General features: G+C 73.0%; 9 protein-coding genes. 4 read left to right on the top strand and 5 right to left on the bottom strand.

Features of this window, described 5'->3' with window-relative positions; all coding sequences use genetic code 11:
* The first annotated feature begins 20 nt into the window (after nucleotides 1-20).
* Entirely contained in the window at nucleotides 21-1,763 is a 1,743-nt protein-coding gene (sdhA, locus tag AB0442_RS14525; RefSeq protein WP_363543305.1) for a succinate dehydrogenase flavoprotein subunit, read from the top strand.
* Complete coding sequence (locus AB0442_RS14520; protein ID WP_263105034.1) at nucleotides 1,763-2,536, top strand: succinate dehydrogenase iron-sulfur subunit; 774 nt, start codon at nucleotides 1,763-1,765, stop codon at nucleotides 2,534-2,536. The genes sdhA and AB0442_RS14520 overlap by 1 nt, the downstream gene beginning before the upstream one ends.
* A 72-nt stretch (nucleotides 2,537-2,608) precedes the next feature.
* Here the strand turns inward: AB0442_RS14520 and AB0442_RS14515 are convergent, their stop codons facing one another.
* The gene (locus tag AB0442_RS14515) at nucleotides 2,609-4,183 is read right to left on the bottom strand and encodes a hypothetical protein (RefSeq protein ID WP_366162971.1); all 1,575 of its coding nucleotides are present in this window, start codon (nucleotides 4,181-4,183) and stop codon (nucleotides 2,609-2,611) included.
* A gap of 99 nt (nucleotides 4,184-4,282) precedes the next feature.
* Nucleotides 4,283-4,537 carry a hypothetical protein gene (locus AB0442_RS14510; protein ID WP_366162970.1) on the bottom strand — a complete coding sequence of 85 codons (255 nt, stop codon included), beginning with the start codon at nucleotides 4,535-4,537 and terminating at the stop codon, nucleotides 4,283-4,285.
* Nucleotides 4,538-4,664: 127 nt separating this feature from the next.
* Between AB0442_RS14510 and AB0442_RS14505 the strand changes: the two genes are divergently transcribed.
* Nucleotides 4,665-5,948, top strand: coding sequence for a D-alanyl-D-alanine carboxypeptidase (locus AB0442_RS14505; protein WP_366162969.1), 1,284 nt, complete (start codon nucleotides 4,665-4,667; stop codon nucleotides 5,946-5,948).
* A 34-nt stretch (nucleotides 5,949-5,982) separates the two neighbouring features.
* Here AB0442_RS14505 and AB0442_RS14500 read toward each other — a convergent pair whose 3' ends face one another.
* From AB0442_RS14500 to AB0442_RS14490, 3 genes are all read right to left on the bottom strand, one after another.
* Entirely contained in the window at nucleotides 5,983-6,861 is an 879-nt protein-coding gene (locus AB0442_RS14500; RefSeq protein WP_366162967.1) for a class I SAM-dependent methyltransferase, read from the bottom strand.
* A gap of 157 nt (nucleotides 6,862-7,018) precedes the next feature.
* The gene (locus AB0442_RS14495; RefSeq protein WP_366162965.1) at nucleotides 7,019-7,930 is read right to left on the bottom strand and encodes a YhjD/YihY/BrkB family envelope integrity protein; all 912 of its coding nucleotides are present in this window, start codon (nucleotides 7,928-7,930) and stop codon (nucleotides 7,019-7,021) included.
* Nucleotides 7,931-8,086: 156 nt separating this feature from the next.
* Nucleotides 8,087-9,250 carry a glycosyltransferase gene (locus tag AB0442_RS14490; RefSeq protein ID WP_366162964.1) on the bottom strand — a complete coding sequence of 388 codons (1,164 nt, stop codon included), beginning with the start codon at nucleotides 9,248-9,250 and terminating at the stop codon, nucleotides 8,087-8,089.
* Between the two features lie 283 nt (nucleotides 9,251-9,533).
* On the opposite strand from AB0442_RS14490, the gene AB0442_RS14485 reads away from it, so the two are divergent.
* Nucleotides 9,534-13,091, top strand: coding sequence for a bifunctional glycosyltransferase family 2 protein/CDP-glycerol:glycerophosphate glycerophosphotransferase (locus AB0442_RS14485; RefSeq protein WP_366162962.1), 3,558 nt, complete (start codon nucleotides 9,534-9,536; stop codon nucleotides 13,089-13,091).
* The last annotated feature ends 13 nt before the right edge of the window (nucleotides 13,092-13,104 follow it).

Raw genomic sequence — 13,104 nt, 5'->3', positions numbered from 1 at the left:
AGCCAGAGGCGCTTACCCCCATGCAGATTCACCAGTACGACACGGTCATCGTCGGCGCCGGCGGCGCGGGCATGCGTGCGGCCATCGAGTCGACGCAGCGCAGCCGCACCGCGGTGCTGACCAAGCTCTACCCCACCCGGTCCCACACCGGCGCGGCCCAGGGCGGCATGTGCGCCGCCCTCGCCAACGTCGAGGAGGACAACTGGGAGTGGCACACCTTCGACACGGTCAAGGGCGGTGACTACCTGGTCGACCAGGACGCCGCCGAGATCATGTGCAAGGAGGCCATCGACGCGGTCATCGACCTGGAGAAGATGGGTCTCCCCTTCTCCCGCACCGACCAGGGCCGGATCGACCAGCGCCGCTTCGGCGGCCACTCGCGCAACCACGGCGAGGCGCCCGTCCGCCGCTCGTGCTACGCGGCCGACCGCACCGGTCACATGATCCTCCAGACGCTGTTCCAGAACTGCGTCAAGCACGGCGTCGAGTTCTTCAACGAGTTCTACGTCCTCGACCTGCTGATCAACGAGGGCCGCACGGCCGGCGTCGTCGCCTACGAGCTGGCCACCGGCGAGATCCACGTCTTCCAGGCCAAGGCGGTCGTCTTCGCCTCCGGCGGCACCGGCAAGATGTTCAAGGTCACCTCGAACGCGCACACCCTGACCGGTGACGGCCAGGCCGTGGCGTACCGCCGGGGCCTGCCGCTGGAGGACATGGAGTTCTTCCAGTTCCACCCGACGGGCATCTGGCGCATGGGCATCCTGCTCACCGAGGGCGCCCGCGGCGAGGGCGGCATCCTGCGCAACAAGGACGGCGAGCGCTTCATGGAGCGCTACGCGCCGGTCATGAAGGACCTCGCCTCCCGCGACGTCTGCTCCCGCGCGATCTACAGCGAGATCCGCGAGGGCCGCGGCTGCGGTCCGGACGGCGACCACGTCTACCTGGACCTGACGCACCTCCCGCCGGAGCAGCTGGACGCCAAGCTGCCGGACATCACCGAGTTCGCGCGCACCTACCTCGGCATCGAGCCCTACACGGACCCGATCCCGATCCAGCCCACCGCGCACTACGGCATGGGCGGCATCCCGACCAACGTCGAGGGCGAGGTGCTGCTGAACAACACCGAGGTCGTCCCCGGCCTGTACGCCGCCGGCGAGGTCGCCTGCGTCTCGGTGCACGGTGCCAACCGCCTGGGCACCAACTCGCTGCTGGACATCAACGTGTTCGGCCGCCGCGCGGGCCTCGCCGCCGCCGAGTTCGCCGCGAACAACGAGTTCGTGCCGCTGCCGGAGAACCCGGCCGCGCTGGTGCAGAACATGGTCGACTCGCTGCGCGAGTCGACCGGCACCGAGTCGGTGGCGCAGCTCCGCAAGGAGATGCAGGAGAGCATGGACGCCAACGCGTCCGTGTACCGCACCGGCGACACCCTCAAGCAGGCCGTCGCCGACATCGCCGCGCTGCGCGAGCGGTACAAGAACGTCGCCATCCAGGACAAGGGCGAGCGCTTCAACACCGACCTGCTGGAGGCCATCGAGCTGGGCAACCTGCTCGACCTGGCCGAGGTGACGGTCGTCTCGGCGCTGGCCCGCGAGGAGTCCCGCGGCGGTCACTACCGCGAGGACTTCCCGACCCGCGACGACGTGAAGTTCATGCAGCACACCATGGCGTACCGCGAGGAGGCCGCCGACGGCAGCACCTCCGTCCGCCTCGACTACAAGCCGGTCGTGCAGACCCGCTACCAGCCGATGGAGCGTAAGTACTGATGAGCACTCCGACCCTGGAGAAGCACTCGGCCGCTCTGGACGCGGCCGAGGCGGGCGCGACCGCGCTGATCAACGTCACCCTGCGGATCCGCCGGTTCAACCCGGAGGAGCACCCGGACCCGGTGTGGGTGGACTACCAGCTGCTGATGGACCCGAAGGAGCGCGTCCTGGACGCCCTCAACAAGGTCAAGTGGGAGCAGGACGGCACCCTGACGTACCGCCGCTCGTGCGCCCACGGCATCTGCGGTTCGGACGCCATGCGGATCAACGGCCGCAACCGGCTGGCCTGCAAGACGCTGATCAAGGACGTCAACCCGGAGAAGCCGATCACGGTCGAGCCCATCAAGGGCCTCGCGGTCCTGAAGGACCTGATCGTCGACATGGACCCGTTCTTCCAGGCGTACAAGGACGTCATGCCGTTCCTCATCACCAAGGGGAACGACCCGACGCGCGAGCGCCTGCAGTCCCAGGAGGACCGCGAGCGGTTCGACGACACCACCAAGTGCATCCTGTGCGCCGCGTGCACGTCGTCCTGCCCGGTGTTCTGGAACGACGGCCAGTACTTCGGCCCGGCCGCGATCGTCAACGCGCACCGCTTCATCTTCGACTCGCGCGACGAGGGTGCGGAGCAGCGGCTGGAGATCCTGAACGACCGTGAGGGCGTGTGGCGCTGCCGCACCACCTTCAACTGCTCGGAGGCCTGCCCGCGCGGCATCGAGGTCACCAAGGCGATCGCCGAGGTGAAGCGCGCGCTGGTCACCCGCCGCTTCTGAGCGCCCGCGGCAACGCCCGAGGGCCCGACCGGTACGTCCGGTCGGGCCCTCGGGCGTTCTGCCGTGCGGGGTTCAGCGCAGGGCGCCGAGGTCCTTCGGGGCGGCGGTGCCGTCGAAGGTCAGCAGGTGGCGGGCGGCGGTGACGGCGTACAGGTCGGGGCGGCCGTCGCCGTTGCCGTCGCCGGAGCTGCCGAGCAGCGGGTACTCGGCGGCCGGGAAGGTGCCGACGGCGGTGCCGGCGGACGGGTCGGCGAGCGCGGAGAAGTCGTACGTGCCGTCGGCCTGCTTCGCGATCGGGTACGTGCGCAGGGTGCCGGTGGCCCGCTCGCGGGACCACAGGGCGAGGCTGCCGTCGGCCGCCTTGCCGGGCGCGACCACGTCGTAGCCGGCCCAGGGGCCGGTGGTGGAGAGGCGCTTGACGGTGGAGTAGCGGGTTCCGACGGTGGCGGCCTGGAACAGCCAGAGGTCGCCGTTCTCGACGGTCACCAGCGAGCTCTGCTGGCCGGTGCCGAGGGCGCCGAGGGCGACCAGCTGGTCGGCGGCGGACCAGTCGGCGGCGCAGCCGGCCGCGGCGCAGGCGGTGGGCCGGGCGAGCAGGACGGGGGTGCGCTGGAAGGCGCCCTGGTCGAGGTTGCGGTAGAGGTACAGCGCGGCGCCGCCGGGGACGTGGACGAACAGGTCGTCGGCGGGCGCGTGGCTGGAGTCCCAACCACGGTGCGCGATGGTGGTACCGGCCCAGGTACCGCCGGGGCCGTAGGCGGCCGCGGTGGTGGAGGCGGGGTCCGTGCTCGTGGCGTCGGCGCCGAGGACCTGCAGGTTGCCGTCGGCGTCGGGCAGCAGGACGTCCGGTACTCCGTCGGCGTTCACGTCGCCGGGGACGCTCTGCGGCGGGTTGGGGTTCGGCGGTGCGTAGAACGTGTAGGTGACCGGCTGGGAGGCGTTGCCGGCCTCGTCGAAGGCCTGGACCGTGAGGATGTTGGTGCCCCAGTCCTTCGGCTTCAGGGTGAAGGTGGCGCTGCCGTCCGCAGCGGGCCGCACGGCACCGGTGCAGTCGTTGCCGACGCTGGGGGTGCCGTTCAGGACGTACCGGTAGCAGGCCACGCCGGAGGCGGCGTCGCTGCCGGCGATGGTGAAGGTGCCGGTCTGGCCGGCGTACTTCTGCGGGGTCCGGCCGCTGTCGGAGCTCGGGAAGTCGGCGGAGTCGAGGGTGAGGGAGGGCGCGGTGGCATCGATCCGGAAGTGGCACTCGGCGGTGGGGGCGCCGCCGCCCGCGCCCTTGGCACGCCAGGTGTAGGTGCGGCCCTCGGTGAGGCCGGCGGGCCGTGCGGTGGCGGTGCCGTCGACGGCGGTGCCCTCGGCGTCGAAGACCTTGGTGCCCGTCTCGTCCCAGACCTTGAAGCGTGCCCGGTCGGCGGCGGTGCGGGCGGTGAGGGCCGGCGCGGTGGTGGCGATCCAGCCGGGTGCGGTGGTGCCGTCGCAGGCGTCGGTGCGGATACCGGTGCCGTAGAAGCCGGGGCTCGGCACGACGGCGGGGTCGGTGGCCCTGCCGTCGGTGGCGGCGGAGGCCGCCGGTGCGGCCAGCAGGCCGGCGGCGAGGGCGACGCCGGCGGCCGAGGCCAGCAGACGCGGAGAGACCGTACGGAACACTGTGTGACCCACCCCAAGAAGACGCACACGCATACGCACGGTGCGCACACGGCGGAGATCATTCCAGCCGAACTCTCCGCCGGGCAAGGGGTTTCGGCGTCAGTCGGCGGTGCGCTCGCGCAGGCTGCGGACGCCCCGTACGCCGACGGCGCCGACCGCGATGCCGAGCACCAGCGAGGTCACGGCCAGCAGCAGGTGCACCCAGAAGAAGGCGGTCGGCTGGGAGTGGTCGCCGTTCACGAAGGCCTGCCCGCCGGAGTCCTTCCAGAGGTTCTTGACGAAGGTCGTCCAGATGATCAGGGACCACACGCCGAAGGCGGTGAGGAACCAGGACGTGCGGCGGCTGAGCTTCATCGGGATCCTTCGCGGGGCATCGGAGGTGCTGCCCGTCCAGTATGCGCAGCCCGGCCGGGCGCATCCGTTCGGGGGGAGTCGTCGGCGGCGGGGCGGCGGGGCGGGGGCGTGCGGGTACGTTCCGGCAATGCTGATCGACCGTCACTTCGCGCACCGATGTGCCGCCGCAGCCGCCGCCGGCCTGTTCGCCCTCGCTCCGGCCGCCCCGGCGGCCGCCCGGCCGCGGGCCGCCGCCGAGGTGGTCGGCGGTGAGCGGCTGGCCCGGCCGGGGGTGCAGGTGGCGCCCCGGTCGGACGCGCCGGCGCTGCCCGGGAACCTCACCGGGCGGTCCTGGCTGGTCGCGGACGGCACCTCGGGCGAGGTGCTGGCCTCGTACAACGCGCACGCCGAGCTGCCGCCGGCGTCCACGCTGAAGATGCTGTTCGCGGACACCGTGCTGCCGAAGCTGGACCGGGAGGCGGTGCACCGGGTCGCCCCGGAGGAGCTGACGGGGCTGGGGCCGGGCAGCAGCCTGGTCGGGATCAAGGAGGACCTCGACTACAAGGTCGAGGACCTGTGGCGGGGGGTCTTCCTGAGCTCGGGCAACGACGCCGTGCACGTGCTCGCCCACATGAACGGCGGCATCGACCGGACGGTCGCCCAGATGCAGGCCAGGGCGGACGCGCTGCAGGCGCGCGACACCCACGTGGTCACCCCGGACGGCTACGACCAGGACGGCCAGGTCTCCTCGGCGTACGACCTGACGCTGTTCGCCCGGGCGGGGCTTCGCAACCCGGACTTCCGGGCGTACTGCGCGACCCGGGACGCCCAGTTCCCCGGTGCGGTGGACCGGGCGACCGGGCAGCGCGGCAGCTTCGGGATCGCCAACACGGACCGGCTGCTGGGCACGTACCCGGGGCTGATCGGGGTGAAGAACGGCTACACCACCAACGCCGGGTCGACCTTCACCGGGGCGGCCGAGCGGGACGGCCGGCTGCTGCTGGTCACCGTGATGCACACGACGACCTACCAGAAGGTGTACGACGAGGCGGCGGCCCTGCTCGACTGGGGTTTCGCCGCGGCCGACCGGGTGAACCCGGTCGGCGAGCTGGCCGAGGACACCTCGGCGGTCGGGGCGGCGGCCCCGACGGCGGAGCCGAGGCCCAACCCGGTGCCGGACACCGTGCCCTCGGCCGCACCGAGCCCGCCGCGGTCGGTGCCGGCGGCGCCGCCGGTCGCCGCGCCGGCGGACGCGCGGCAGCCGGAGCACGCCCGGCACTCGGGCGGTACGGCGGGGATGCTGGCCGCGGGCCTGTGCACGGCGGCGGCCGCGGCGGCGGCGCTGCGGCTGCGCCGGGACCGGGCCGGACGGTTGTCGCTGCGGCCGGCGCTGCGCCGCTGGGCGGGCACGGGGGCGGTGCGACGGCGCTGACGGCGCCGCGCCGCCCCCGTCCCGGCGGGGTCGGTCAGCGGGTGCCGCGGGCCCGGGCGGCGCGCAGCGCCTTGCGGGCGGCCCGGGTGGCGAACGGCGGCAGCACGTCGATGGCGATCCGGCGGGCGGTGGAGCGCTCCGGGGCCGTGCGGGTCTGCGGGGCGCCGTTCGGCTGGGGCCCGTCGAAGGCCAGCCGGTAGCAGGTGTGGCCGGCGATCTGCTCGTCGTCCATCCGGAAGCCCTCGGCGCGCCAGTCGCGGGCGAGCAGGTCCTTCTGGACGGCCTCGGCGTCGCCCCAGGTGCCGTAGAACTTCTCCGGGGTGAGGCAGACCGGCTTGAGGCCGAGGTCGAAGACGGCCTCCCAGACGGCGGCGGCGACACCGGGGGTGTGCGGGGCCCGGTAGTCGTCGAAGGCGACCACGCCGTCCTTGGCCAGGACGTCCCGGGCGACCAGGACGTCGCCGGCCACGTGCTCGTACAGGTGCGAGGCGTCGACGTGGACGAAGCGGCAGGAGCCGGCCGGGACGCGGCCGTCGGCGAGCACCGAGGTCGGCGCCTGGACGATCACCGGGAGCTCCTCGTGGAAGGCGAGGTAGTTGGCCTCGAAGGCCTGCCGGGTGAGGGTCTTGCGGTAGGACATGGCCATCTCGGCCGAGTTGTCGGCGTCGGGGGCGTCGGAGTCGAACAGGTCGCAGACCGTGAAGGTCTCGCCGGGCTGCAGGTACTGGCCCAGGACGACGGCGCTGCGTCCGAGGTAGGCGCCGAGTTCCAGCAGGTCGCCGCCGGTGCCGGCGGCGGTCTGGCGGCGGAGCAGCCAGCCGAAGATCTCCTGGTCCGCCTTCCAGAACCACCCTGGTACGTCGTCCGGCGTACGTGGGACGGGGGTGGCGGTGACGGTGTCTGCGCTGGTCACGGGGGGCTCCATGGGTGCGGCGGACGGGTGGCGCGATGCGGGGCTCCCGCCGGCGGGGGTGTGCGTGGGCGACAGCCTGATGAGGGCCGGATGAGAACCGGATGAGACGTGGACGTGATCCTAGTCACGTCCGAGTGTGCCCGACAGGGGCGCGATCTCACTTCTCGGCCGACGCTTCGACCAGCCTGCGGCCCTGTTCGCGTGCGCGCATCCGGGCGGCGGCCGGGTCGGCGAGGGCCGTCCAGGCCGCGCAGTACAGCAGGAGCCGGGCGACGAAGTCGATCCAGAGCAGCAGCGCGACCGGGACGCCGAAGGCGCCGTAGAGGCTGCGGCCCGCGACCGAGCCGAGGTAGGAGGACAGCGCCACCTTCAGCACCTCGAAGCCGACCGCGCCGATCAGCGCACCGCCGAACAGGGCACGGCGGGACTGGTCGGTGATCCTCGGGAAGGGCCCGAGCAGGTAGGCGAAGAGCAGCAGGTCGGCGCCGACGGCGATGAGGAAGCCGACCACCGTCAGCACGGCGCGGCCGGCGCCGCCGGTCAGCCCGATCGCGTCGGCGAGCCGCCGGGCGAGCGTGGTGGCGCCGGCGGACGCGCCGAGCGACAGCAGGCAGACCACGCCGAGGCCGAGCAGGACGACGCAGTCCCAGGCCTTGCGGACGAACACCTGGCCCGGGTCCTGGGGCAACCGCCAGATCGCCCGGACCGAGCCGCGCATGGTCTCCACCCAGCCGAGCCCGGAGAGCAGCAGCACCACGCCGCTGATCACGCCGACCGTGGCCGCGTTGTCCACCAGGGAGTTCAGGTCGATCGCGTCGGAGAGGCCGGAGGCCTGGTCGGCGATGTCCTTCTGGAGTTCGTCCACGCGCTGCTGGGAGAGGGCCGCCGCGGCGATCGCCAGGGCCACGGTGAGCAGCGGGAAGAGCGCGAGGAAGCCGAAGAAGGTGACGGCGCCCGCCAGCCGGTTGCCCTGGGTGTCGCCGAACAGCTGGTAGGCCTGCCAGGCGCGGCTGCGCATCAGCCGGGCCAGCAGCGGACCGACGACCGGGAGACGGGTGAGGAAGTCCACGGGCCCAGCCCCCTCGGGATCACCTGAACGAGCGACGACCGGTCCTGTATACCGTGCGCGGTGATCAGGTGCGGCCGGACGCGTCGGCGCACGGGCGGGCTGGCCCCGGCCGGCCTACAGCCGGGCCGGGGGCGGGCCGCCGGGGGCAGGACGGGGTCAGGAACCGGTGGGGGTGCCGACGTCCGAGGCGGTGCCGTCCGTCCGGGCGGCGGACTGCCCGGACGGGGCCGGTCGGGCCTCCTGGCCGGCCTGCGGCGCCGCCGGGCGGCCCTGCACGGGGGTGGCGTCGCGGACGCTCGCGGCACGCTTGGCCCGGCGTGCGGCCCGGGCGGCGAGCTGCCGCGTCCGGGCGAGGGCGCGGACGCTCTGGTAGGTCAGGTAGTGGCCGTGGCTGAGCAGCTCGGTGCGCACGCCCTCGGCGCCGGCGGCGGGCTTGTAGTCGGCCGGGCGGAGCCGGGCGCAGTGCTGGGCGGCGCGGCGGAAGAACTCCCGGCGGTCGCCGAGCGGCACCCGGTCGGGGCGGCTGACCACGGTGTTGAGGTGGTGCACCATCCGGGCGAAGACCACCGGCCGCCACCGGTCGAGGTCGGGCCGCCGGTCGAGGAAGGCGAAGACCAGGTCGTACTGGTCGAAGATGTCGAAGTGCTTGCGGCTGACCGTGGCGAGTATGTTGCCGCCCTGCTTGCGCTGGCGGTAGTGCACGCCGACCCGGTCGAGCACCGTCATCCGCCCGGCGGCGAGCAGCGCCGGGAAGGTCCACGGGGTGTCCTCGTAGTACCCGGCGGGGAAGGTGAGGCCCTCGGCGTCGATCCAGTCGCGGCGGTAGGCCTTGTTCCAGACCACCATGAGCAGGTCGAGGAGGTCGGGGCGGCCGTCGAGGTCGAACACGTCGGGGCCGGAGCGGGCGAACAGCGGGGCGGAGGCGGAGCGGACCACGCGGCCGTCCCAGTAGGTGCGCGCGTAGTCGTAGACCAGGATGTCCGGGTCGGTGCAGGCCCTCAGCCGCTCGTCGATCGCCTGCAGCAGGCCGGGGGTGAGGGTGTCGTCGCTGTCCAGGAAGATCACGTAGTCGCCGGCGGCGACGGCCAGGCCGGCGTTGCGGGCGCGCCCGAGGCCGACGTTCTCGTCGAGGTGGAGCACCCGGACGCGCGCGTCCCGCGCGGCGGCCTCGTCCAACATCGCCCCGCAGCCGTCCGGCGAGCGGTCGTCGACGGCGATCAGCTCGAAGTCCGCGCACGACTGGGACAGCACCGAGTCGAGACACTCGGCCAGGTACTCCTCGACCTGGTAGACGGGGACGATCACGCTGAAGCGGGGCATTTGCAGCTCATTCTAAGGGGGCGCTCAGTCGACCGTGATCTCCGGACGGGTCTCGCCCGGGAACCGGCGCGCGGCCAGCGGCAGAGTAGCCGCCGCAGCCGGGGGCGCGCACCCCCGGGCGGGCGGAGCGCGCACCCGCGGTGTGCGCCCGCCGCCCCCGTCCGCACCGCCCGGCGGGCCCGGACCGCTCCCGGGCCGGGACGCCCACGGACGGTAGGATCTCCGTACATCTGTGCCGATTCGCCCGCGGCCCGACGCCCCCGATGAAAGGCCCGCACGCCCGATGGCCCCTCGCCTCTCCGTCGTCGTCCCGATCTACAACGTCGAGCGCTACCTCGAGGAGTGCCTGGACTCCATCGCCGCCCAGACCTTCAGCGACCTGGAATGCGTCATGGTCGACGACGGGTCCAAGGACGGCAGCGCCGCCATCGCCGAGGCCTACGCCGCGAAGGACGCGCGGTTCCGGCTCGTCCGGCAGGAGAACAAGGGCCTCGGCGCGGCCCGCAACACCGGCTACCGGCACATCGCCGACGGCACCGAGTTCCTCGCCTTCGTCGACAGCGACGACACCCTGCCGCCGAGCGCCTACGAGCTGATGATCGGCACCCTGGACGAGACCGGCTCGGACTTCTGCACCGGCAACGTCCAGCGCTTCCGGGCCGTCGGCTACTACCAGTCGGGCGGCCACCGCAAGCCGTTCAAGGAGACCCGGCTGCGGACGCACGTCACCGAGATCCCGACCCTGGTCACCGACCGGACGGCCTGGAACAAGGTCTACCGCCGCAGCTTCTTCGACGGCGCCGGCATCCTCTACCCCGAGGGCATCCTGTACGAGGACGCCCCGGTGAGCGTGCCGCACCACTACCTGGCGACCAGCGTGGACGTGCTCTCCGAGCCGATCTACCACTGGCGCGAGCGCGAGGTCGGCGAGATGTCGATCACGCAGATGAAGACCAACCCCAAGGGCCTGATCGACCGGGTCACCTCGATGGAGCTGGTGCGGGCCTGGCTGCTGGAGCAGACCGACCCGAAGTTCAAGCGCTACCTGCGCACCTACGACGAGAACAACCTCGTCGAGGAGATCCCGATGTTCTTCGGGTCCGTCCTGGACGGCGACACGGACTACCGGGACGCCTACCTGGAGTGCGCCGGCCGGCTGCTGCGCGCCATCGGGCCCGAGCAGATCCGCAAGCTGCGCGCGCCGCTGCGCCTCAAGTACCACCTGACCCTGCAGGGCCGGATCGACGAGCTGGTCGAGCAGATCCGCTTCGAGCGGGACACCAAGGGCGCCGCGCCCGCGCGCGGCCTGCTCCGCCCCTTCGCCGACTACCCGTTCCTGCGCGGCGGGCGCAAGAGCGTGCCCGCGGACGTGCTGCGCCTGGACAACGCGCTGGTGATGCGCACCCGGCTCTACGACGCCTCCTGGACGGAGGGCAAGCTGCACCTCACCGGGCACGCCTTCCCCGAGCACCTGGGCGCCGAGCACCGCAGCGACATGGTCAAGGTGCTGGTCCTGCGCGAGGCCAAGGGCCGCCGGGTGCTGGCCCTGCCCGCGAAGGCGCAGTACAGCCCGGAGGCCACCTCCAGCTCCCCGCACGACCTGTACAGCTGCGACTGGGCCGGTTTCCGCGCCGTCATCGACCCGAAGCGGCTGAAGCACCGCGGCGAGTGGCGCGAGGGCTCCTGGCGGGTCCTGATCGCCGGCATCGGCAAGGGCGGCGTGTACAAGGGCCGGATCTCCGGCGGCTGGAGCGACCGGGCGGAGTACCCGCCGGTGCACTGGGTCGAGGACGACGTCCGGGTCGTGCCGTGGCTCAAGGACAACCACGTCAACCTGCGGGTCGAGAAGGTCCGGGCGCGCGCCGCCGGCGTGACGGCCGAGCACGGCACGGTGACCGTCCGCGGCCGGGCCGCCTCCGGTCTGGACCTGGCCGACGCCCGGCTGCGGCTGCTGCACGTGGAGTCCGACCGCGAGCTGCTCTTCCCGCTGGAGCTCGGCTCCCCGGTGGGCCGCGAGGTGCCGTTCGCCGCGCACTTCCCGGTCGCCGACATGACGGCCGTCCGCAAGGCCTGGGCCGCCCTCGACCCGGCGTCCGCCGAGCGCCTGCGCGACCGCTGGGACACCGAGCTGCAGCTCGCCGACGGCAAGCGGGTGCCCGTCGTGCTCGACGAGCGCACCGCGGCGGTCGAGCTCGACCTGCCCGTCGAGAACGACACCCGGGCGCTCTACACCAAGGCCTCCCCCAGCGGGTACCTGCAGTTCAGCGACCAGGTGCTGCAGCCGGTCGTGGAGGAGGTCACCGCACGCGGCACGGACGGCTTCCTGCTCAGCGGCACCTTCCCGCTGCCCGGCACCCACACCTACGAGCTGGTGATCCGCCACGACTGGCACGAGGAGGAGCACTGCTACCCGGTGGAGATCGTCGACGGGCGGTTCCGGGCGGCGCTGCCGGCCGTGCCGACCGCGGCCTTCGCCGGCCAGGTGCCGCTCCGCCGGGGCCTGTGGGAGGTCTTCCTGCGGCCGGTCGGCGCGCCCGCCGACGAGGTGTGGCCGCCGGTCCTGCTCGCGCCGCGCTGCCACGCCGCGCTGCCGGTGGAGACCGAGACCCGCGGCAAGCGGGTCGTGCTGGAGCGCCGCGGCTACGACTCGCTGACGCTGCTGGCCCACTCCGACCTCCTCCCGGAGGAGCGCAGCGGCTACCGGCACCGGCAGCTGCGGATCAACGAATACCCCGCGGCCCGCACCCGCCCGGTCACCGACACGGTGCTGTACCTCACCTCGCACGGCGACCGGTACGCGGGCGCCCCGCGCGCGGTGCACGAGGAGCTGCTGCAGCGCGGCCTGCCGCTGCGCCACCTGTGGAGCGTGGACGACCAGCAGGCCGAGCTGCCCGGCACCGTCGAGGCGCTGCGCCAGGACAGCGCCGAGTGGTACGAGGCGCTGGCCACCGCCCGGTACGTCGTCACCGAGGCGCACCTGCCGGACTTCTTCGAGCGGCGGCCCGGCCAGACGGTGCTGCAGACCTGGCAGGGCACCCCGCTCAAGCGGATCGGCCTGGACTTCGAGAAGGTCTGGTTCACCGACGCCGAGTACGTCAAGCACCTGCGGCGCGAGGTGCCGCACTGGAGCCTGCTGGTGTCCGGCAACGGCTTCTCGACGCCGGTGCTGCGGCGGGCCTTCGACTACGGCGGCGAGATCCTGGAGGCCGGCAACCCGCGCAGCGACGTGCTGCTCGCCGCCGACCGGGAGAAGACCGCCGAGCTCGTCCGCACCCGTCTCGGCCTGCCGGACGGCAAGAAGGTGGTGCTCTACGCCCCGACCTTCCGCGAGGACATGCGCCGCCCCCAGGACGGCTACCAGCTGGACCTGCGGATCGACCTGGCGGCGGCCCGGGCCGCCCTGGGCGACGACCAGGTGCTGCTGGTGCGGCGGCACCCGCTGATGTGCGGCCAGGTGCCGGGCGCCGGCGACGGCTTCGTCTGGGACGTCAGCACCTACCCGGACACCGCGGAGCTGCTGCTCGTCGCCGACGTGCTGGTGACGGACTACTCCTCGGTCATGTTCGACTTCGCGGTCACCGGCAAGCCGATGCTGTTCTTCACGCACGACCTGGAGCACTACCGGGACAACCTGCGCGGCTTCTCCTTCGACTTCGAGGCGACCGCGCCCGGCCCGCTGCTGCGCACCTCCGAGGCGCTCGTCGAGGCGCTCGGTCGGACGGCGGAGATCGCCGAGGAGTACGCGGACCGGTACGAGGCCTTCCGCGAGGCCTACTGCCACCTGGACGACGGCCGGGCGAGCGCCCGGGTCGTGGACGGACTGCTCGCGCACGAGGGCTGATCCGCTCCACCGG

Origin of the sequence: Kitasatospora sp. NPDC085895, from assembly GCF_040702125.1 — a bacterium.
Classification (GTDB): Bacteria; Actinomycetota; Actinomycetes; order Streptomycetales; family Streptomycetaceae; genus Kitasatospora; species Kitasatospora arboriphila.
Note: the sequence above shows the minus strand (reverse complement) of the source record. Positions and strands in the feature narration are given on the sequence as shown.

Bases quoted from the DNA above. Each gene is read 5' to 3' on its own strand.
- sdhA (WP_363543305.1), top strand. From the start codon at position 21: ATGCAGATTCACCAGTACGACACGGTCATCGTCGGCGCCGGCGGCGCG.
- AB0442_RS14520 (WP_263105034.1), top strand. From the start codon at position 1,763: ATGAGCACTCCGACCCTGGAGAAGCACTCGGCCGCTCTGGACGCGGCC.
- AB0442_RS14510 (WP_366162970.1), bottom strand. From the start codon at position 4,537: ATGAAGCTCAGCCGCCGCACGTCCTGGTTCCTCACCGCCTTCGGCGTG.
- AB0442_RS14505 (WP_366162969.1), top strand. From the start codon at position 4,665: ATGCTGATCGACCGTCACTTCGCGCACCGATGTGCCGCCGCAGCCGCC.
- AB0442_RS14490 (WP_366162964.1), bottom strand. From the start codon at position 9,250: ATGCCCCGCTTCAGCGTGATCGTCCCCGTCTACCAGGTCGAGGAGTAC.
- AB0442_RS14485 (WP_366162962.1), top strand. From the start codon at position 9,534: ATGGCCCCTCGCCTCTCCGTCGTCGTCCCGATCTACAACGTCGAGCGC.